This window comes from Acinetobacter sp. YH12254 (assembly GCF_013417415.1).
Taxonomy (GTDB): domain Bacteria; phylum Pseudomonadota; class Gammaproteobacteria; order Pseudomonadales; family Moraxellaceae; genus Acinetobacter; species Acinetobacter pseudolwoffii.
Genome location: NZ_VPEB01000018.1, coordinates 47,324 through 66,546 on the forward strand (window position 1 = coordinate 47,324; position 19,223 = coordinate 66,546).

Here is a 19,223-nt window from a genome sequence, read left to right on the forward strand (position 1 = left end):
TATACTTAGCTGACTTGAGCCGCTGGATAGAAAGGTTTATTTAAATCTAGAGCAACTGAATTTTCCAATAAAATACAGATAAAGACCGGCAGAAAAGCGGCCAGAATCCGGCAGCTTTCCTCGAGTGACTTGTGATTCAGGGAACTATGATAGGTAACTCCGCCCTGCATGAGCTGATGGTGTAATGTATATAAACGACGAAATACCCCGACTAAAATTTCGACAGAATTTCGCTCATTTAAAGCATGCTGTATGATTTTTTTCTGCGTTTCCAGTTCAGCATTACAGCGTTCCAGACTAATTTTCTGGTGACGATAATCCCAAAAACTTTGTTCCATATAGGGGTTCACTAAGAGTGAGTGGATTGGCTGACTGTACTTTTCCCAGACAATATGATTAATCTTCTGGTCCAGATCATTTTGGCAAAGTATTTCTAGAAATTGACGCAGCTTATCCTTTCCCTGAACCCGATCATCCTCTTCTGCATAAATAGCCTGAAAACCAATCCATAGACTGATGAATTTAAAATCCAGATCTTGATCCAAGTCTAGCGCTTTTTTAAACCAGCCTAAGCCACGATGAATTTTTAAGTTAAAATGTGCTGAATTTTGTGCTTTATGGCTTTTATAAATCTCCTCCAATAACAGCATAATTATTCTCCTTATTTCTATCATTTTTTATATTGGTGTTTCTACTATCAAAATATACCATTCTGGAATGACTTGGAATTCTAATTTTATTTCTTGTTTCATGTCCTGGACTTACTGGCTTGACTCAAGTTCGCCGGGTCGTTCTGCTGATTTTATGCTAGTATTACGCCCTCGTTTTTTGCGATGTTGGCCTAGCGGGCTTGGGCAAAAAAATAATCTTTGGGCGATTTATTCATCCCTTCTTCTTCCATTTCGTTAAGGCGTAATTTTGAATGACTGATCTGACCACCATTGAAAATAAACTTCAACCACGAATCAGTGTCGCGCCGATGATGGATTGGACCACCAAAGACTATCGCTTCTTTGCCCGTCTGTTTAACCCAAATGTGATTATGTACACTGAAATGGTCACCACAGGTGCCATCATTTATGGGGATGCCAAACGGCATTTGGACTTTAACACCGAAGAACAGCCGATCGTGCTACAACTTGGTGGCTCGAATCCTAAAGATCTCGCGATCTGTACCAAGATGGCACAGGATTGGGGTTATAACGAAGTCAATTTAAATGTGGGTTGCCCGAGTGACCGGGTACAGAATAATAAAATTGGGGCCTGCCTCATGGCTGAACCCGATTTAGTCGCGGAATGTATTGCTGAAATGCAGCATGCGGTGGATATTCCAGTGACTGTAAAACACCGGATCGGGATTGATGATATGCAGTCTTATGAAGAAATGCTGCATTTTGTCGATACCGTAGCCAAAACCGGCTGCAATAATTTTATCGTACACGCGCGAATTGCCTTATTAAAAGGCCTATCGCCTAAAGAAAACCGCGATGTGCCGCCCCTGCGTTATGAAGATGTTTATCGCCTGAAGCAGGATCGTCCTGATCTGCTGATTGAAATCAATGGCGGGATCAAGACCTATGCCGAAACGCTGGAACATCTCAAACATGTCGATGGCGTGATGATTGGTCGTGAAGCCTATCATAATCCGTACTTATTGGCTGAACTGGGCCAATTGTGGAATCTGGATGCACCGGATCGTTTCGAGATCATGCAACAAATGCTACCTTATATTGCCCAGCGCATGGCAGAAGGTGCACCATTGTCAATTATTAGCCGTCATATTTTAGGACTGTTCCAGAACTTGCCGGGTGCACGTAAATGGCGTCAGGCACTAAGCGGTGGCAATGCCAAAACCTTGAAAGATGTGGAAAATGCGCTGTTTAATATTCAAGAAGCAATGCAACGTACTGAAGACTATGTGCGTGAACATCAGCAAGTTGAATCCTAAAGAATTTAAAAGTCTAATCGATATAAAAAAGCACCGATCATCGGTGCTTTTTTATAGAGATGAGCGAAGACGTTATTGAGTATATGCGGTGATATTACCGACCGGAACCGGTTCTTCCTGATAAGAAACACCTTGAAATTCTGGCTCGGCAATGGGTGTGACCAGAGAACCGCGCTCATGTTCTTTTGACTCATCTACAGGTTCCAGGTCATCTAAGGCTGCAGCCAGCTGCTGTAACTCCCGATCCAGTTGCTGCCGGTATTGCTCTATTTCAATTTCATCAATAAAAGCAAAGGCATCCTCTTCGATCGCCCACCTATAGCCTCCATCGACCTTAAAAATTTTGACATTGACCGGATATGCCTCCCCCTGATAATTCAGATGAGAAATCGCTTTAAATTGATTGCCCTGCCGCTGGACAATTTTGACCTTCTGCACAGTAAAACGATAGCGTTGATAATCCTGATTGGAATTAAATTCCTGTTGCATCTGCGCTTGAATATTTCTGGCCAATTCATCCATCGAGACAAAGTAACTGCATCCAGCCAGACAGGCGATCATCCATAACACAATGATTGTTCTCATAGCGCCTCCTTCTTTTTCTTTCCTGTTCCTGCTTATAGCTGATATATGCAGTATTGTTATGCTTGCTTATTCTGTGACCTATTTTATGCTTTTTTGAAAAAACAAGAAATAAGCAGTGCATGAATCATGACTAAATTATTTAAGATTTCTACAGCTTTTTAAATAAATGATAAAAATTTACTCATAAAAAAGCCCTGAGTCTAACAGGGCTTTTTTTTGTGAAGATTCTTTTAAAAATCGTCATCACTGGATGGATCACGATGCAAGGCATCATGAATTGCTTCGATCAGTTGCTGGGCAATTTCCTGCTTGGAGGCTTTTTCCAGATCACGTTTATCCATCTGATACTGTTCGGCAAAGAATACGGTCATGGCATTTTCATCCGACGCAAAACCGATATCGGCACGTGAGACATCATTGCAGGCAATCATATCCAGTTTTTTCGCGACCAGTTTGCCCGCGGCATATTCTTCAATATTGCGGGTTTCCGCCGCAAAACCGACCATAAATGGACGTTTCTCTTGCTGGGCAATAGTCGCCACAATATCCGGATTTTTCACAAGCGCCACATTCAGCTCATCGCCAGATTTTTTAATTTTGTGTTCTGCAACTTCGGCCACGCGGTAATCCGCCACCGCAGCAGTTGCAATAAAAATATCACAGCCATCTTCCAGCATCTGCATGCTTTCATTGAGCATTTTTACGGCAGAACTGACATTTTTGCGTTTGACACCATTTGGTGTATCCAGAGTCACTGGCCCTGCAATCAGGGTCACATCTGCCCCAGCGGCATAACAGGCAGCTGCCAGAGCAAAGCCCATTTTACCGGTACTGTGATTGGAAATATAACGTACCGGATCAATCGCTTCACGGGTTGGACCGGCGGTGATGGTGACACGTTTACCCGCAAGCTGACCAAATTTTTCTGCGATCGCACGCTGTGCTTGATGGAAATATTCTGTGACTTGTCGTGCCAGATCTTCCGGCTCAGGCATACGGCCTAAACCCACATCGCCACAGGCTTGAGATCCGGCATCCGGCATGATCACATGCACACCATCTTCAATTAAAGTGGCCAAGTTGCGTTGTGTTGGCTTAGCTGCCCACATTTGCTGGTTCATGGCAGGCGCTACCCAGACCGGTGCCTTGGTCGCCAGATATAAAGTACTGAGCAAATCATCTGCCAGACCTGCTGCAAACTTTGCCAAGGTGTCACAACTTGCAGGTGCAACCAGTAACAGATCCGCCCAACGTGCCAGCTCGATATGCCCCATACCTGCTTCCGCTTCAGGATCCAGTAATGCCGTATGGACCGGATTGCCTGATAAGGCTTGAAACGTTAAAGGTGTAATAAAAGCCTGTGCCCCTTGGGTCATCACCACCCGCACATTAAATCCGGCATCTTTCAGACGACGAACCATAATCGCACTTTTATAGGCAGCAATGCCGCCAGTCACAGCTAAAATGATATTTTTATGAGGAATTACACTTACGTCGAAGCTCACAAACAGGCTACCTTTCTGTTGCAGTGGGGCTCACAATAGCATTAAATAATGGCATTCCCAAGAGATCAGCTTCAGGGAAAACTCATAATTCATAATAAATAAGTCTAATAACTATGCAATTTTCTATTAAAAACTGGCCTGAACAAGAACGCCCGCGCGAACGCTTAATTCAATATGGTGCAGAAAGTTTATCCGATGCCGAACTACTGGCAATTTTCCTGCGTTCCGGCTCACAGCAACATTCCGCAGTCGAACTTGCCCGACTCTTGATTCAGCATTTCGGTCATCTCACTGCCTTACTGGATGCCCCCTTAGAGGACGTCAGTCGCTTTCATGGCATGGGCATTAGCAAATATACCCAGCTCATGGCCGTCAAGGAACTCGGACGGCGTTATATTTCCGAACATCTGAAACAGGATGCACTGGAGCTCAATAATTCCAAACGGTTACGGGATTATTTACGTTTTGAACTGCTCGGTGAAACTCAGGAAGTGTTTGCAGTGCTGTGTCTGGATGCCAGTTTAAGAAAAATCAGCTTTAAAAAACTGTTTTATGGCTCGGTGAATGCATGTGATATTTCGATTAATCAATTACTGCGCTATGCAATTACCCAGCAGGCAACCTCAATTGTAATTGCGCATAATCATCCACTCGGCCGGGCCTATCCATCTTCAGCAGATCTGCATCTGACTCGCCAGATTCAGCAAGCCTGTCAACTGGTCGATATTTATTTAATCGACCACTGTATCATTGCCCTAGAGGGCAGTTTTTCTTTTGCCGAGCAGCAACTCATTCAACCCGAAATACACAGGTGATTAGCACTTGACAAAGCTGGCACAAGTCAAGAAGATCATGAAAAAACTGTGATGATTCCAATAAATGATCGTACGTGACCAGCCGACTGTTTTTAAACTGCTGTTTTCCTGGCGGGGGACGATTTTACCTAAAGTTTTACCGCCTTTAGGCGTGGTGATGCTGATGTCAGCCATCATTGGTGGCTTGTCGCATATTGGTTATTTTCATTTTCCAGAATTACCCCTGGTTGGCTTTACCCTGATTGGAGTGGTGCTGTCGATCTTTCTCGGATTTAAGAACTCAGCCTGTTATGACCGCTGGTGGGAAGCGCGCAAACTTTGGGGCATTTTGATTGCCAATTCACGTCATTTTGACCGTGATTGCAGGATGCTGTCTCAAGGTCGCCGTGAACGTGTGATTCAGCACGTGATTGTCTTTGCCAATGTACTCCGCGATCGTTTACGCCACCAGACAGCCAATCCAACTGAACTGGTTGAAACCAGCGGCATGAGCCAGCAGGCTGTGACTCAACTCTATCAGCAGGCCAACGCGCCGCAATATACCTTAAGCCTGATTCAATGGGAGTTAATGCAAGCACTCAAAGAAGGTGAAATCTCAGACATCATCTATATGCAGATGAATAATCATGTGGCAGAACTAAGTATTGTCCAGACTGGTTGTGACCGGATTGCGACAACGCCTTTGCCTTTTGCCTATTCGGTCTTGCTGAATCGTACCGTCTATTTTTTCTGTTTTATTTTGCCTTTTAGCCTGGGTTCAACATTGGGTTTATTTACGCCTTTGCTGGTCGGAATTTTGGCTTATACCTTTTTAGGACTAGATGCCTTAAGTTCAGAAATTGAGGAACCTTTCGGCACCCAAAGCAATGACTTGCCACTCGATTCGATGGTACGTACTATTGAAATTGAACTGTTAGGGACTTTAGGTAAACCGACGCCACCACCGATTCAGGCCAAAGATCATAACCTACTGTAATTTATTTTTCTCTTGCCCTTTTCTATCAGCAAAGGGCACTTCTGCTTTGCAAGAACAAAGTTCGAGTAAAGCACTCAATCAACAAAACTCTCCCAAATCCCGACTTGTCCCGGTTTTAGGCTCGGCACATTCCCGAGTCTGATCCATGGCATATGGTCGCCATGAAAGTCACTGCCAATCGAAACTTTCAGACGATGCTCCGCAATCATCCGATCGACCATCTGGCGAGTAGAACTTGGATCTACCGCTGGCGGCAGTTCAACGGCGTCGCCACCAAACTTGGCAAAGATCTCGATCAGGTAACGAATGTTGGTTGCAGATAGGTCATATTTGGTCGGATGTGCCAGCACTGCAAAACCGCCACTTTCATGAATCACCTGAACCGTGTCTTCAAGACTCAAGCCATCAAATTTGACATAGGCTTTCTTACCTTCCTTGATGTACTTATCAAAAGCCTGTTGCGGGCGAGTCACAATGCCCTTTTCTACTAAGGTTTTGGCAATATGCGTCCGTGTTACCCGATCAGGGATATTATCGACTTTGACCAGTACATCGGCATAAATATCCTGACCAATTAAAGGAATCAGTAAGTCACAGATCTGTTTCGAGCGTTCCGCCCGGATTTTCTTCTGCTGATTGAGGGCTTTTTGTAAAGGCTCAGGATTTTGCATATCCAATGCAACAATATGCACGCCATAATTTTTCTTGGTGGCTGGACGTGACCACTGGCTGGAGATTTCCACCCCAGAAATGATCTTAATCTCATGATTTTTAGCGGCTTCTTGTGCCAGTTCCAAGCCATCCATAGTGTCGTGATCTGTCAATGCCAAAGTATGCACCGATTTCTCTACGGCAGCCTCGACCAATTGCTGTGGAGTTAAAGTTCCATCAGAAATATTGCTATGTGTATGTAAATCTACGCCGTGCATCTCTATACTATGACATTTATTTAATCAGATTTAGATACTCTAACATGAAAGCACTTTTAGACTTTGTGCCACTCATTATTTTCTTTTATTTATATAAAACTGTAGATCCAAAAGACACTGACCATCAACTTTTGCAATTGATCGGTTCTGCGGGGGGTGTCGACAATAATAATATTCTTGTGGCAACCACTGGTCTGATTATTGCTATGCTGGTGGTCTATGGTGCGTTATTTGTCATGCAAAAATTCCGCCTGGATAAGCAGCAATGGATTGTACTGTTTATGACCGTGATTTTTGGTGGGATCACTCTGATGCTGAGCGACGATTTCTATATCCGTTTAAAGGCGGTATTGCTGAATCTGGTCTTTGCGGGCGTATTCCTGCTGTCGCCTTGGTTTAGTAAAGATAAAAAGCCACTGATTCAGCGTCTGTTTGGCCCGGTTTTCAACTTAAGTGAAAAAGGCTGGATCAAACTGAACTATGCCTGGGTCGCCATGTTTGCACTGATGTCATTTTTACATACCTTCTTTGCCTACTTGTGGCTGGATGGAAAATATTGGGGCGAATTTACGGCATTCGGTGACATGATCGTGATGTTTTCCTTTATCATTATCCAGTTTATTGTATTGCGTAAATACTTTAAGACTGCTGAATAAATCCAACTACAAACGATTGAGAATCATCATGCCGTTATTTGTCGTTAGCTGTACCGATCAGGAAGGTACAGTGGAGAAACGTCTTGCCATTCGTCCACAACATCTTGCCCGCTTGCAAAAGCTGAATGATGAAGGCCGTCTGATTGTTGCAGGCGCGATGCCGAAAGATCCGAGTAATCCACAAGCCGGCTTTTATGGCAGTACCATCATTGTCGATTTTGACAGCCGTGAAGACCTGGATACCTGGTTAGAGGATGAACCCTTCCTGAAAGAAGGTGTATATGCACAGATTGATGTGAAACCGTTTAACAAAGCATTCCCTCAAGGATAAGGTTTATGCGTGTTGTTCTTGCCAGTGTTATTGGCCTCTGTTGTACCTTTCATTCTGTATGGGCAGTAGAAGTTGCCACAGTTCAGACAACACCGAACAGTGTCGCCGCCGCCGCTGTACAAGCTGCAGTCGCACCCCCCACTGCTACGCCAAAACCTGCAATCATCCCTGTGGCTGCAACAGCATCTCAAGCCCTTCCGGCAACTGGAAATAAGCCACTGACTGCTGAAGAACTCGCCAGAAATAAAGCTCAGCAAGATGCCAAAGTAAAAGCCTTGGTGAAAGATCAGGCGACACGTCTGCAACAGCTGGAAAAAGCCAATCTGGAAGCGTTAGCACAAAATCAGGAACTACAGCTCAGAAATGACAATCTTGGCGTGCAAGTACAGGTTTTACAAAGCGAACGCAGTGCGCAGATGTTCCTGTATGGTGCTGCCACGTTGGCCGTAGGCGTTTTGCTGGGCTTTCTGATTGCCAGTTACGTTTATACCAAACGTCGCCGTCAATGGTAATCTATTCCCCTTTCGGACTTATTTAAGGTTGTAGTCGTTTTGTCGCATGCAATTCAAACCGCCGATCTCGATTGGCAATTGGTGGATGGCATTGAAGTGCCTGTCTCTAAACAGTTTGGCGATGTTTATTTTTCTAAAGACAATGGTTTGCTGGAAACCCGCCATGTTTTTTTAAATGGCAATGACCTGCCGACCCGCCTGACTGACTTAAAACCGTTTGAATATTTTTGTGTGGGCGAAACCGGCTTTGGCACAGGACTGAATATTCTGGCGTTATGGCAGCTCTGGCAGCAGACCCGTCCGGACAATCACAGTCATTTGCATGCGATTTCAGTGGAGAAATTTCCGCTCTCTAAACCCGATCTGATTCGCGCTTTAAATGTCTGGCCTGAACTCAAGCCATTGGCAGATCAACTGATTTCCCAATATCCGATGCCAATTGCAGGCTGCCACCGCTTAAGCTTCCCGGAAGAATGTTTCTCAATCGACTTGTGGCTTGGAGATGCCCATGATGTATTTCCCATCATGGAAAAAACCGCACCTGTGAATGCATGGTTTCTGGATGGTTTTGCGCCGTCTTGTAATCCAGACATGTGGGAAGAAAATGTTTTAAATAATATTGTGCGTTTATCCGAGATCGGCACCACTTTCGCTTCTTTTAGTGTCGCAGGTGTCCTGAAACGTGGCCTAAAGAATCATGGGATTTCCATTTCACGTCCAAGAGGTTTTGGGCATAAACGTGAAATGCTCAAAGCCATCTGGAAACTATCTGAACCAGCCAATTCGGATGCAGATCAGGATATTACTCAAAAAAAAATAGCATTAAATCCTGAACTTGAATTTAATGTACGCCAGATTGCGGTTATTGGTGCCGGAATCGCAGGTTTAAGTGCTGCCTGGGCCTTTGCGCAGCGTGGCCACCAAGTCACGATTTACGATCAATCAGCGCCACTTGCTGGTGGTTCTGGTAACCCGCTTGCGCTCCTGAACCCAAAACTCTGCCCGATTGAGCAGAGTGCAGAACATTTAATGACCTTGGCTTGGCAACATGCGCTGACTCATTATGCAAAATTCAAAGCCTTTCGACCGATTCAGGTCAGTCAATTGGCACTCAAACATCCCGAGACTCTTTTAAGTCTGGCAAATGAATATCCAGCACATATTCTTTCAGTGCAAACGGCGGATGAGCAGAAACTGCATACTGAATATTCAAGTTTAAAACTTTTAGCAGCAGGAACTATTTCTCCGCATCAATTGCGTGATGAAATTTTACAGCATCCGAATATTAAATATATCCAAGCAAAAATCACCAAAATTGAGCAGCTATCTCAACCCAAACTTTTTGAAAATGAAAATTGTTTGGGTCAGTTTGATCATGTGCTGGTTTGTAGCGCGCGCGAGACAGCACAATTCTTTGAGCATTATCCGGCACTCAAGCCAATTCGTGGACAAGTGAGCTGGCTAAACAATAGCGCTCAGCCTTTAAGCAAAGAGACTGCTTATAACTACGGTGGGTATTGTATGCAACTGGATGATACACATTTAATTCTCGGTGCATCTTTCCATCCTGGTCGGGAGGATACAGAGGTGCTCCCAGAAGATCATGCACATAATCATGAGCTGCTCCAGAGCGTCTTTCCAGATTATGCCGCGTCATTAGCACCGATGGACACCTGGCATGGCCGTGCAGCGCTACGTGCCCAAAGTCAGGATTACTTTCCTTTACTCGGTAAAATGCAGCCTGAACAGGAAATTTATAGTTTTGCCGGTCTAGGCTCCAAAGGCTTTTTATTTGCACCCCTTTGTAGTGAAATTCTGGCCGCCCAGATTCTGGGTGAAGCCTATCCTGTTCCGGCAAGTCTGGTTAAAAAACTCAGCGTGAGCCGCTTTCAAAAGAAAGTAAAAACCAAGAAGCCTTATTTTAAGCCACAAATTTAATTACCCTTTTGCATGAATCCCTCTAAGTCCCCCTTTTTTAAAGGGGGACTTTTTTATACTTTTATGAATAAATAGAATGCCTGTAGCTCCTCCCTTTAGAAAAGGGAGGTTGGGAGGGATTAAATTTCAGCCAATAAAAAAGCGCCTTGCGGCGCTTTTTTTTAACAGAATGCTTATGCACCCTGTTCAAGCGGTAAGCCTGCATCACGGGCGGCACGAGTACCCCCCATCAGAATGACATATTCACGTGAACTGTCAAAACCCTCTAGTTTTTCAGCAGCACGTGGAGCTTTACTACCCCCACCACACAAGATGTAAATGGGTTGATCCGCTGACACCTGAGTTAGGCTCTCTGCTGAAAGATCGTTAATGGGCTGATTTACCGCCCCTTTCACGTGTGCTTCAGCAAAAGCACTTGTATCGCGTACATCCCAGATAATTGCATTTTCTGGGAACTCAAATGTTGTAATTTCTTGTTTACGGATCATTGCGCACTCCTTTGATGTAAACAACACTTGGCAAATGAAGAAAACATCCCTAGCATCTCAGATATTCTTTCCATTTGTAAAGGTCTAAACCATGCCTTCTTTCGATATTGTTTCTGAATTAGAAATTTTTGAAGTAAATCATGCAGTTCAAAACACACAAAAAGAAATTGCGACCCGCTTTGACTTCCGCGGTCAGGACGTTTCTATTGAACTGAATGAAAAAAACAAGGAAATCAAGATTTCGACTGAAAGTGATTTCCAGTGTGAACAAGTGTATAGCATGCTCGAAAGTCATTTCTTTAAACGCAAAGTCGATATTCAGGCCCTTGATCCACAGAAAATGACGGCTTCTGGTAAAAACGTGATTCAGGTAATCAAACTCAAAGACGGTCTTGACTCTGATACCGCAAAAAAAATCAATAAAGCCATTAAAGAAAGCGGCATTAAAGCGCAATCTTCTATTCAGGGTGACAAGATTCGTGTAACGGACAAGAAGCGCGACACTTTGCAACAAGTGATGACCTTCTTAAAAGAACAGCAATTTGGTTTGCCTTTACAGTTCAATAACTTTAAAGATTAAGACCGTACAGTGTCTTAAAGAAGGAATTATGACGCATCGCAATCGACTGACCAAACTGGTAAAAGCTACTTCCAGACTACCTCAAGCTATTCGTAGTACTTTATTGAGTAAAACCTTTGGCCGGATTATTCCCATGGTAGGTTCTGCCAAAATTCGCTATGTAGAACTCAGTGGGGAAAAAGTGGTGGTCACAATCGCCAACCATAAAGTCATGCAAAACCATATTGGTCAGGTACATGCCTGCGCCATGGCCTTAGTGGCAGAAACTGCGACCGGCTTTGTGACAGCAATGAATGTGCCGGATACCGCGATTGTATTAATCAAAAGTTTGAAGATTGATTTTAAACGTCCGACCAAAGGCGCCATGACTGCAGTCGCTACCTTGACGCCGGAGCAACAAGCACTCATGCAAAGCTCCGATAAAGGCGAAACATTGGTTCAGGTCACGGTCACGGATGAATCCGGAGAAACGCCGATTCAATGTGAAATGCTCTGGGCCTGGATTGCCAAAGATCAGCTCAAGCAATCATAATTCTTTCTAAGCAAGAAAAATCCCAGAGATCATCTCTGGGATTTTTTTATATCTCATTCAATCATTGGGCTGCTTGAGACTCTAAAAACTTCTGTTTGGCTTCCTCTGGAATCAGACGCTTATTGCCTTTTACATCGACTGCGACAAAGGTAAATACCCCTTCTGTGACACGAATCGGCGCACGTGAATCATCATGACTGTCCCAGACTTCAATTTCCATCTGAATAGAGGTCTTGCCAACTTTTAAAATCTGGGTATAACAGCTAATGACATCCCCGACTTTCACTGGAACCAGAAAGGTCATCTGGTTAATCGAAATCGTGGCACAACGTCCCTTTGAAAATCGTTCTGCGTGAATCGCGCCTGCCAAGTCCATTTGTGAAACGATCCAGCCACCAAACACATCACCGCTCCAGTTGGTATCTGCAGGCATTGCGATCGTTTGTAGGGAAAGAATCCCCTCTGGTTTTACTTGAGAATCTGACACATTCACTCCAGGCATTTGAATTAGGGTTGGGTATTTAACTGCTGATCAAGCCATTTTTGTAGTTCGCTTGATCGTAATGCACCGCTTATTCTAGCAATTTCGTTGCTTTTATTCATCAACACCAGCGTCGGAATACTGCGAACATTAAATGCTGAACTTAAGCGCGGATTCGCTTCGGTATCAATTTTTGCAAAAACCACGTTTGGATATTGCTGCGCGACAGTCGCAAAATGCGGTGCCATCATTTTACAGGGGCCACACCATTCTGCCCAGAGATCAATCAAAATGGGCAAGTCACTATGGGTGACAAACTGGCTGAAATTCTGCTCATTTAATTCAATTGGGGCCAATGGAATCAGGGCCTGATGACATTGACCACAGGCAGGGTTGGCGGTGAGTTTATCTTCAGGAACACGATTTTTGGCCTGACATTCTGGGCATACAATAATCATCTAGCGTACTCCAATATGTTGATGTAGGAATTCTAATTGGGTTGAAACGGCTTTTTCAAACCATTCACCATGATAAATATCAAAATGCCGGATATTCCACTCCTGATATTGTACAAACGGTGCAAGATTGGTCACGGTTTCGCGACTGGATTCAATCGGAATTAAACTATCCAGTTTTGCTGCAATAAACAGCACAGGAATGGTGATTTTTCTAACTTGCTGAATCGGGCGATAACGCATTAAATTAAAAAAGACCCGCGCAGGAATTTGACCACTCCAATAATAATCCGGATTCACAATCGACAGATAACCCTCGTAGCTGTCCTGTGTCGGCATAAAACACAGCTCGTAAGGATCGACCACCGGCAAGGTTTTGGGCTGCATACCGACCTTGCTTCCCATATAGTCCTGACTAGAAACCTTAAGTGCCTTGGGGAGTTGCTGCAAAGGATAAAGCCTGGCACTTTCAGCCCCATCGACAAAAGGCACCTGTACCATTGCGGCCTGAATATTTTTCAGTTCTGCTGCCAGGGTGAGTACATGCCCTCCGCTTAAGGCAGTTCCCCAGAGCACGATCCGTTGACTGTCAATCGACTTACGTGCCTGAATATGCTTGATCATGGTTCGCCAGTCATCCAGCTGGGCAGAAATCGAGACCAGCTCACGCGGTCGCCCGGTACTGCCGCCCCAATAGCGATAATCGAATAACACCACCGCATAGCCGGCACTGGCAAAATGCTGGGCATAGTGCACCAGTTTAAATTGACGTAAGGCCGCCAGACCATGGGCCATCAAGATCACGGCCGGTTTTTCTATATTTTTAGGCCGATAAAAATCTGCAGCAATCACATCCTGACCGCTTTTTACATACAGTGGCTCAACTGTATAAGCCTGCATACGCGCTCCATTGCGTTATCTTATGGTGATCATCATTTATAAAAATTTCACAACAGCTTCAGCATGTTTTCCGCTTAATGCTATCATAAAGCATATCGATATAAATGAAATGATGGAGTGGCGTCATGAGCGAAAATGTAGGTTTTGCTGGTCAAATTGGTCCAGAACACGTAACTCAAGTGGTTGAGAAAGGTTTTAAATCGATTATCAACAACCGTCCGGACATGGAAGGTGGTTCCGAGCAGCCAACCAGTGCACAAATCGAGGAAGCTGCACGTAATGCCGGTCTGGATTATGTATTCCAGCCAGTAGTAGCCGGTCAGATTACTGAGCTTGATGTACGCACTTTTGCCAATCATTATAATGAGTTGCCAAAACCGATCTTGATGTTCTGTCGTACTGGAAACCGCTCGAATAATTTATATCAGCTGGCAAAACAGATGGACCTGCTGGATGACTAAGTTGTTTTGGAAAGGTGTGGTATTGGTAACCTGTTTTAGCTGTATTACACCTGTTTTTGCTGCACAAGAGCTTAGCCGTGCACTGACCTCTACGGTGAGTGTTACAGGGCAAATGACCACCAACAAGTTTCAGCAATTGATGCAACAGGGTTTTAAATCTGTGATTGTCAATCGCCCGGACCAGGAACAAGGCAATCAGGTCAAGGTTGGACAGCTACGTTCAATTGCTGAAAAGTCTCAAGTCAGTGTTATTTATCAACCCATCATGAGTGGTCAAATTTCTCAGGCCAATATTGAGGAGTTTGCTCGATCTTATAATGAGCTGCCAAAGCCGATTTTGATGGTCTGCCGTAGCGGTACACGTTCAGCGACCTTGTTTAACCAGGCTAAATCTCAAGGATTGATTCATGAATAAAATCTTGGTCGTATTATGTCTGAGCTTGGCCTTTGTCGGCTGTAGTTCAATGAATTTGAAGCCGACTGTAGGTGTGAGTGTGGGAACTACTCTATAGAGTTCTATAGTAAATAAAAATGGCGCTCTTTGCGCCATTTTTTTTATATGATAATCTTCAAATAGTAAAACTATATTCTTTATATAATTATTTTGGGGTAAAACATGAAGTTTAATAAAAGTGTGCTTGTTATCACCTTATCAGGTTTTTTAGCCGCTTGTGGAGGCGGTGGTAGTGACGGTTATTATGATAAATCTCCCTCAACTGGAACCAATAATGGAGATAATTCAAGTATTCCATCTGGTGAACAAACCCCTCAACAAATCTTGGATACCATAAAACGTGAAGGCCAGTTCTTATTTGGAAATTATGACCCAAATGATGCTACTACGGCTAAAGGTTATATTGACCATGCATTAGATACTTTCGCACAGGGTCCCCTACAATTAAGCTTAGACATTCGAAAAATAGATTTATCTGCCTATAAAAATAGCTCATATTACCGCAACAAATGCTTTGCCTTAAGTAAAACAGATTACAGAGCTTGTTATGTATTCGTGGGTGAAGATATTAAAAATATCTTACCTAGTTACGATAACTGGGACTTTGATATTACAGTAAATGATTTAAAAAATATTAAATTACAACATGATGAAGTAACACCAAACTTAGAAGAATATGAATCAAATACACGTATTTATGTATTTGAAAACGAAAATGGAGATAAAAATTTCCATGATGTAACTATTACCGGTGCATTTTCATATCCCTTCCAACAGTCATGGGGAATTCAACAAACTCAACAAAAACGTTTTGTTTTGATTAATAGTAGCACTAGTGATTATAAGATCACCACAACAGCAATTGTAGCCGATCCAGAAACAGGTGAAGATACTGAACGAGAAATTACGACAGGCGCAATTAGTATTTATAAAGATTTAACCTCACGTGATGGTAGCTTATATAACATTCAATCAGGTTCAGGATTTAATGTACTGATAAATGATAATCCCAATATTCCTTTTGCTGAGCCAATTTCGTTAATACTAAACTCATCTCCTGGCACAATTAGTTCAGCTAATTACCGCGTGAGAGCTTCTGGTGAACAAGAATTAATTCTACCGAGCATCACGACAATTGATGGTACTCGTGTTGAAAATGAAACTCCTGATCAAAATAAGCAAACTTTTACTGGTAGTATTAAGTTAATTGGCATAAACATTTTAAAATTTAAACAAGCAACAAGCGGTACGCTTAGTTTTGAACATGCTATTAATGGTACAACATTCAAAGGAACTTCAACAAATAATGGCGGTACAATTAATACGAATTTGAGCTTACCGGCAGGCATTAAATTTTAAGTGTAAATAATTGCAATAAAACCCTCTTTCTAGAGGGTTTTTTTATATAGTTATATTATTTTTAAGATATTTATATTATGTACGACCTCATCATCATTGGCGCAGGCACAGCAGGAATCAGTGCTTATAACGAAGCCATCAAATACACCCAAAATATTTTAATTATTAATGACGGCCCATGGGATACAACCTGTGCACGTGTCGGCTGTATGCCAAGCAAACTTCTGATTTCATCTGCAAATCGCATGCATGACATTCAATCCGCGAAAGACCTCGCTTTACAACATGATGCTGTAGTAGATACTTCAGGTGTGATGCAACGTCTACATAGCTTAAGAGAACGTTTCATTCGCGCAACCCTAAAAGGCGTTGATCGATGGGAGGCTTTACATAAAATTTCTGGTCATGCAACGTTTATTGATGCCCATACAGTTGAAGTCAATGGACAAGCTTATCAGGCTAAAAGCTTCATTATTGCGGTTGGTTCACGACCTAATATTGATAAAACATTCAAGGAAGAATTAGGAGATAAATATCTAACTTCTGATGAGATATTTGAACTTTCTCAATTACCCAAGTCTTTAGCAGTGATCGGAAGCGGTGTGATTGCCATTGAACTGGCACAAGCCATGCAACGACTGGGCGTAGACACTACCCTGTTCGCTCGTAGCCAAAAAGTAGGTGCCTTAACCAGCCCTGCTTTACAAAAGCTGGCACAGGAGCAATTGAGTAAAGAACTCAATATCAAGTTCAAAATCTTGCCAGATCAAGTTAAAAAACAAGCTGGTCATATCCAGATTAATTTTACTGAAAATGATCAAGCTCAAACTATTCAAGTTGAATATATTTTGGGTGCTACAGGCCGTCAGACTAATCTGGATCGCTTGGGTTTAAATCAGTTAGATCCTAATTTTGCTGATATCAAAAAATTGCCTATCAATAAAAAAACCAAACAACTCGCAGATATGCCGATATTTATAGTGGGTGATGCCGCACCTGATGCCCCCATTCAGCACGAAGCTGCTCATGCTGGTAAAGAAGTGGTTCATAACTGTTTAAATTATTCCGAGATTAAGCCGATTCCCGCACTCACCCCACTGGCAATCGTATTCTCTCACCCGGAAATGGCGATTATCGGACAAAGTTTTAAACAGTTAGAACAGCAAAATATTGAATTTATTCGAGGATTTGCCTCCTATGAAAATCAAGGACGTGCATTGGTTCTTGCTGAAAATAAAGGTGGTATTGAAGTTTATATTGATAAAAAATCAGGCAAATTATTAGGCGCAGAACTCTTCTGTTCACAAGCCGAACATCTTGGCCATCTTCTGGCCTGGACCATTGATGCAGATCAGGATATTCATCAAATCCTGGCAAAACCTTTTTATCACCCAACACTGGAAGAAGGTCTCAGATCTGCTCTTAAACATGCTCGTCGTCAATTTGATGCATTGTAAGTGTTTGCTGACGCTCATTGAGTACATTAATCAAACGGTAACTGTGCGCAACTAAGCGATCTAACCAACGCTGAGCAGCCAATAACTCAAAAGTTTTGGCTGCATTCAGCTGATACGTTGAGGCATAAATATTAGTTTTTTCACGTAATTCGCTACGATGCTGTTTACTCCACTGTTTTAGATGTCCCATTTCAATATACAGTTGGCTCAAATCTTCAGATGAGCGAGTATCTAGCATGCTATTTCCAGCATTTTCCAGAATCTGGATAAAATCCAAGGCAAGTTGATGAATCGCGGGTTGGGTACGAATACTCACAACATGCTTTAGATTTTCCAAATCACTACGCAACACTTTCAGATAAACCATCATCCTTAATAAGCTAAACAGCCGACTTTGATCAGTGCTATTTTCAGGCACAACAATTTTTTCTAAATAATCCTGTAATTTGTAAATTAATTCGTCTTGCTGTTTTAATTCATTGGCCGAAACCAATTCTGCTGACTTGATGGCTTTTAGAATCCAGGAATATTGGGTCAATATGGTTTTAAAGATCACTTGTTCTGCCGTATTAATTGCGACCGCAGGCACTGCCAAACTGGCTTCATCTAAGGCCTGTAATAATGAATCTTCATGTGCCGGAATATATTTCACCAACAGCTGTTCAAAGGGGCGAATCAATGGCATAAAAAATAAGGCACCAAATACACTGAAGGCTGTATGAAAAGCTGCCACAATGACCACATGATCCCAACCAGATAAAAAATACTGTGGTTGATACAGCCATAAAAACAAGGGGACCAAAATACAAAATGCAAAAATTGCACTCACGACATTAAAACAGACATGCACAGCAGCAGTTCGTTTTGCATTCGCATTTGCACCGATGGCTGCCAGTACTGCAGTTGCAACGGTTCCAATATTCTGGCCAATGACGAGCACAAGCGCTTGATCGAGCTGAATCGCCTGACTTGCTAATGCAGCAAGTGTCGCTGTAATGGCGGCACTGGAGGACTGCAAAATCACAGTCATGACCAAACCAAAAAGTACCAATAACAGCTTTGCAGCAAAACTTTCGGTCGAGAAAATTGAAAGATCGAAATGTTCTGCGACACCTGACATTGCTACTTGAAGCAAATCAATTCCAAAGAAAATCAGGCCGAATCCCGCAAGCGCCAAGCCGGTAAGCGCTGTACGTCCATGTGCTAATATTTTAAGTAAAGCGCCTATGGCAATGAGAGGCAAAGCCACTTGTCCAATAGAAAACTTTAAACCTAAAAAAGCCACAATCCAGCCAGTACTGGTTGTACCGATATTGGCGCCAATAATTACACCAATGGCTTGCGAAAAAGAGAGTACGCCTGCACTGACAAAGCCAATGGTTGCTAGAGTCGTGGCTGTGGAGGATTGCACAATCAAGGTCAAGGCAATACCTGAAGTCATTGCTTTAAAAGGAGAACCAGTAAACCGACCTAACCATTGTCTTAATGTTTCACCTGCAATATCTTTAAGGCTCTCGGTCATTAAAGTCATACCAAGCAAAAATAAACCGATTCCACCACAGAGCTGTGTAAATACCTCAAACACGCAGATTCCTAGGCTTTAAATTTTAATGATTAAAACATAATCAGGCTGATTTAAAAACAGCAAATAACCTTGAGTAAATTCAGAATATTATTTTTACTATATTTAATTTTACTATAAATCCCGCACATAAAAAAACACCCCCTGCTGATGCAGGGGGTGTTTCGAATAATGAGCTGGCGATGACTTACTCTCACATGGGTAACCCCACACTACCATCAGCGCAAAGAGGTTTCACTTCTGAGTTCGGGAAGGGATCAGGTGGTTCACTCTTGCTAT

General features: G+C 42.9%; 22 protein-coding genes and 1 rRNA gene. 13 read left to right on the plus strand and 10 right to left on the minus strand.

Annotation, left to right across the window (positions count from 1 at the left end):
* Positions 1 to 5 precede the first annotated feature (5 nt).
* On the minus strand, positions 6 to 650 hold the full coding sequence (locus tag FTV29_RS12860; RefSeq protein WP_180075583.1) for a hypothetical protein: 645 nt from the start codon (positions 648 to 650) through the stop codon (positions 6 to 8).
* A 272-nt stretch (positions 651 to 922) separates the two neighbouring features.
* Here FTV29_RS12860 and dusA point away from each other — a divergent pair, with 272 nt between their 5' ends.
* Positions 923 to 1,948: a tRNA dihydrouridine(20/20a) synthase DusA gene (dusA, locus tag FTV29_RS12865; RefSeq protein WP_373683611.1), complete on the plus strand. Its 1,026-nt coding sequence runs from the start codon at positions 923 to 925 to the stop codon at positions 1,946 to 1,948.
* Between the two features lie 72 nt (positions 1,949 to 2,020).
* On the opposite strand, the gene FTV29_RS12870 is transcribed toward dusA, so the two are convergent.
* Together FTV29_RS12870 and coaBC are read right to left on the minus strand one after the other, a co-directional pair.
* On the minus strand, positions 2,021 to 2,533 hold the full coding sequence (locus FTV29_RS12870) for a hypothetical protein (protein ID WP_180075584.1): 513 nt from the start codon (positions 2,531 to 2,533) through the stop codon (positions 2,021 to 2,023).
* Positions 2,534 to 2,763: 230 nt separating this feature from the next.
* A complete protein-coding gene (gene coaBC / locus FTV29_RS12875) occupies positions 2,764 to 4,038 on the minus strand; it encodes a bifunctional phosphopantothenoylcysteine decarboxylase/phosphopantothenate--cysteine ligase CoaBC (RefSeq protein ID WP_159138802.1) in 1,275 nt (424 codons plus the stop codon).
* Between the two features lie 113 nt (positions 4,039 to 4,151).
* Between coaBC and radC the strand changes: the two genes are divergently transcribed.
* Both radC and FTV29_RS12885 read left to right on the plus strand, forming a co-directional pair.
* A complete protein-coding gene (radC, locus tag FTV29_RS12880; RefSeq protein WP_159138801.1) occupies positions 4,152 to 4,853 on the plus strand; it encodes a DNA repair protein RadC in 702 nt (233 codons plus the stop codon).
* 64 nt (positions 4,854 to 4,917) lie between these two features.
* On the plus strand, positions 4,918 to 5,829 hold the full coding sequence (locus tag FTV29_RS12885; RefSeq protein ID WP_004281608.1) for a bestrophin family protein: 912 nt from the start codon (positions 4,918 to 4,920) through the stop codon (positions 5,827 to 5,829).
* Positions 5,830 to 5,903: 74 nt separating this feature from the next.
* On the opposite strand, the gene FTV29_RS12890 is transcribed toward FTV29_RS12885, so the two are convergent.
* Positions 5,904 to 6,758 carry a PHP domain-containing protein gene (locus tag FTV29_RS12890; RefSeq protein WP_180075585.1) on the minus strand — a complete coding sequence of 285 codons (855 nt, stop codon included), beginning with the start codon at positions 6,756 to 6,758 and terminating at the stop codon, positions 5,904 to 5,906.
* A 44-nt stretch (positions 6,759 to 6,802) separates the two neighbouring features.
* Between FTV29_RS12890 and FTV29_RS12895 the strand changes: the two genes are divergently transcribed.
* From FTV29_RS12895 to mnmC, 4 genes are read left to right on the plus strand one after another with little or no spacing between them, the layout of a single operon-like run.
* Positions 6,803 to 7,414, plus strand: coding sequence for a septation protein IspZ (locus FTV29_RS12895; RefSeq protein WP_005168649.1), 612 nt, complete (start codon positions 6,803 to 6,805; stop codon positions 7,412 to 7,414).
* 28 nt (positions 7,415 to 7,442) lie between these two features.
* The gene (locus FTV29_RS12900) at positions 7,443 to 7,745 is read left to right on the plus strand and encodes a YciI family protein (protein WP_005098111.1); all 303 of its coding nucleotides are present in this window, start codon (positions 7,443 to 7,445) and stop codon (positions 7,743 to 7,745) included.
* A gap of 5 nt (positions 7,746 to 7,750) precedes the next feature.
* Complete coding sequence (locus FTV29_RS12905) at positions 7,751 to 8,257, plus strand: hypothetical protein (RefSeq protein ID WP_100329844.1); 507 nt, start codon at positions 7,751 to 7,753, stop codon at positions 8,255 to 8,257.
* A gap of 39 nt (positions 8,258 to 8,296) precedes the next feature.
* Positions 8,297 to 10,195, plus strand: coding sequence for an FAD-dependent 5-carboxymethylaminomethyl-2-thiouridine(34) oxidoreductase MnmC (gene mnmC, locus FTV29_RS12910; protein ID WP_159138800.1), 1,899 nt, complete (start codon positions 8,297 to 8,299; stop codon positions 10,193 to 10,195).
* Positions 10,196 to 10,368: 173 nt separating this feature from the next.
* Here mnmC and FTV29_RS12915 read toward each other — a convergent pair whose 3' ends face one another.
* Positions 10,369 to 10,683, minus strand: a complete 315-nt coding sequence (locus FTV29_RS12915) for a rhodanese-like domain-containing protein (RefSeq protein ID WP_005098114.1) — start codon at positions 10,681 to 10,683, stop codon at positions 10,369 to 10,371.
* Positions 10,684 to 10,774: 91 nt separating this feature from the next.
* On the opposite strand from FTV29_RS12915, the gene FTV29_RS12920 reads away from it, so the two are divergent.
* Positions 10,775 to 11,263: a YajQ family cyclic di-GMP-binding protein gene (locus FTV29_RS12920; protein WP_005098115.1), complete on the plus strand. Its 489-nt coding sequence runs from the start codon at positions 10,775 to 10,777 to the stop codon at positions 11,261 to 11,263.
* A 28-nt stretch (positions 11,264 to 11,291) separates the two neighbouring features.
* The gene (locus FTV29_RS12925) at positions 11,292 to 11,795 is read left to right on the plus strand and encodes a DUF4442 domain-containing protein (protein ID WP_159138799.1); all 504 of its coding nucleotides are present in this window, start codon (positions 11,292 to 11,294) and stop codon (positions 11,793 to 11,795) included.
* A gap of 61 nt (positions 11,796 to 11,856) precedes the next feature.
* Here the strand turns inward: FTV29_RS12925 and FTV29_RS12930 are convergent, their stop codons facing one another.
* Genes FTV29_RS12930 through FTV29_RS12940 form a run of 3 tightly spaced genes read right to left on the minus strand, consistent with a single transcriptional unit; the run spans position 11,857 to position 13,631 of the window.
* Complete coding sequence (locus tag FTV29_RS12930; RefSeq protein ID WP_218944670.1) at positions 11,857 to 12,297, minus strand: acyl-CoA thioesterase; 441 nt, start codon at positions 12,295 to 12,297, stop codon at positions 11,857 to 11,859.
* Positions 12,298 to 12,302: 5 nt separating this feature from the next.
* Positions 12,303 to 12,734, minus strand: coding sequence for a thioredoxin TrxC (gene trxC, locus FTV29_RS12935; RefSeq protein WP_005098120.1), 432 nt, complete (start codon positions 12,732 to 12,734; stop codon positions 12,303 to 12,305).
* Positions 12,735 to 13,631, minus strand: a complete 897-nt coding sequence (locus tag FTV29_RS12940; protein WP_005168660.1) for an alpha/beta hydrolase — start codon at positions 13,629 to 13,631, stop codon at positions 12,735 to 12,737.
* Positions 13,632 to 13,756: 125 nt separating this feature from the next.
* Here FTV29_RS12940 and FTV29_RS12945 point away from each other — a divergent pair, with 125 nt between their 5' ends.
* From FTV29_RS12945 to FTV29_RS12960, 4 genes are all read left to right on the plus strand, one after another.
* Positions 13,757 to 14,092 carry a TIGR01244 family sulfur transferase gene (locus FTV29_RS12945; RefSeq protein ID WP_004281596.1) on the plus strand — a complete coding sequence of 112 codons (336 nt, stop codon included), beginning with the start codon at positions 13,757 to 13,759 and terminating at the stop codon, positions 14,090 to 14,092.
* Positions 14,085 to 14,507: a beta-lactamase hydrolase domain-containing protein gene (locus FTV29_RS12950; protein WP_159138798.1), complete on the plus strand. Its 423-nt coding sequence runs from the start codon at positions 14,085 to 14,087 to the stop codon at positions 14,505 to 14,507. The genes FTV29_RS12945 and FTV29_RS12950 overlap by 8 nt, the downstream gene beginning before the upstream one ends.
* Before the next feature lie 201 nt (positions 14,508 to 14,708).
* A complete protein-coding gene (locus FTV29_RS12955) occupies positions 14,709 to 15,905 on the plus strand; it encodes a hypothetical protein (protein ID WP_159138797.1) in 1,197 nt (398 codons plus the stop codon).
* Positions 15,906 to 15,982: 77 nt separating this feature from the next.
* The gene (locus tag FTV29_RS12960; protein ID WP_159138796.1) at positions 15,983 to 17,362 is read left to right on the plus strand and encodes a dihydrolipoyl dehydrogenase; all 1,380 of its coding nucleotides are present in this window, start codon (positions 15,983 to 15,985) and stop codon (positions 17,360 to 17,362) included.
* Here FTV29_RS12960 and FTV29_RS12965 read toward each other — a convergent pair.
* Positions 17,328 to 18,947 (minus strand): Na/Pi cotransporter family protein, encoded by a 1,620-nt coding sequence (locus FTV29_RS12965; protein WP_005098139.1) that lies wholly within the window; start codon positions 18,945 to 18,947, stop codon positions 17,328 to 17,330. The two genes, FTV29_RS12960 and FTV29_RS12965, sit on opposite strands and share 35 nt — an antisense overlap.
* A gap of 171 nt (positions 18,948 to 19,118) precedes the next feature.
* Positions 19,119 to 19,223 (minus strand): 5S ribosomal RNA (gene rrf / locus FTV29_RS12970); the annotation flags it as partial.

Coding starts and splice junctions, on each gene's coding strand:
- FTV29_RS12885 (WP_004281608.1), top strand. CDS start 4,918: ATGATCGTACGTGACCAGCCGACTGTTTTTAAACTGCTGTTTTCCTGG.
- FTV29_RS12945 (WP_004281596.1), top strand. CDS start 13,757: ATGAGCGAAAATGTAGGTTTTGCTGGTCAAATTGGTCCAGAACACGTA.
- FTV29_RS12960 (WP_159138796.1), top strand. CDS start 15,983: ATGTACGACCTCATCATCATTGGCGCAGGCACAGCAGGAATCAGTGCT.
- FTV29_RS12905 (WP_100329844.1), top strand. CDS start 7,751: ATGCGTGTTGTTCTTGCCAGTGTTATTGGCCTCTGTTGTACCTTTCAT.
- FTV29_RS12870 (WP_180075584.1), bottom strand. CDS start 2,533: ATGAGAACAATCATTGTGTTATGGATGATCGCCTGTCTGGCTGGATGC.
- FTV29_RS12890 (WP_180075585.1), bottom strand. CDS start 6,758: ATGCACGGCGTAGATTTACATACACATAGCAATATTTCTGATGGAACT.
- FTV29_RS12940 (WP_005168660.1), bottom strand. CDS start 13,631: ATGCAGGCTTATACAGTTGAGCCACTGTATGTAAAAAGCGGTCAGGAT.
- FTV29_RS12860 (WP_180075583.1), bottom strand. CDS start 650: ATGCTGTTATTGGAGGAGATTTATAAAAGCCATAAAGCACAAAATTCA.
- trxC (WP_005098120.1), bottom strand. CDS start 12,734: ATGATTATTGTATGCCCAGAATGTCAGGCCAAAAATCGTGTTCCTGAA.
- FTV29_RS12915 (WP_005098114.1), bottom strand. CDS start 10,683: ATGATCCGTAAACAAGAAATTACAACATTTGAGTTCCCAGAAAATGCA.
- FTV29_RS12950 (WP_159138798.1), top strand. CDS start 14,085: ATGACTAAGTTGTTTTGGAAAGGTGTGGTATTGGTAACCTGTTTTAGC.
- radC (WP_159138801.1), top strand. CDS start 4,152: ATGCAATTTTCTATTAAAAACTGGCCTGAACAAGAACGCCCGCGCGAA.
- FTV29_RS12955 (WP_159138797.1), top strand. CDS start 14,709: ATGAAGTTTAATAAAAGTGTGCTTGTTATCACCTTATCAGGTTTTTTA.
- FTV29_RS12925 (WP_159138799.1), top strand. CDS start 11,292: ATGACGCATCGCAATCGACTGACCAAACTGGTAAAAGCTACTTCCAGA.
- FTV29_RS12900 (WP_005098111.1), top strand. CDS start 7,443: ATGCCGTTATTTGTCGTTAGCTGTACCGATCAGGAAGGTACAGTGGAG.
- FTV29_RS12920 (WP_005098115.1), top strand. CDS start 10,775: ATGCCTTCTTTCGATATTGTTTCTGAATTAGAAATTTTTGAAGTAAAT.
- FTV29_RS12895 (WP_005168649.1), top strand. CDS start 6,803: ATGAAAGCACTTTTAGACTTTGTGCCACTCATTATTTTCTTTTATTTA.
- FTV29_RS12930 (WP_218944670.1), bottom strand. CDS start 12,297: ATGCCTGGAGTGAATGTGTCAGATTCTCAAGTAAAACCAGAGGGGATT.
- dusA (WP_373683611.1), top strand. CDS start 923: ATGACTGATCTGACCACCATTGAAAATAAACTTCAACCACGAATCAGT.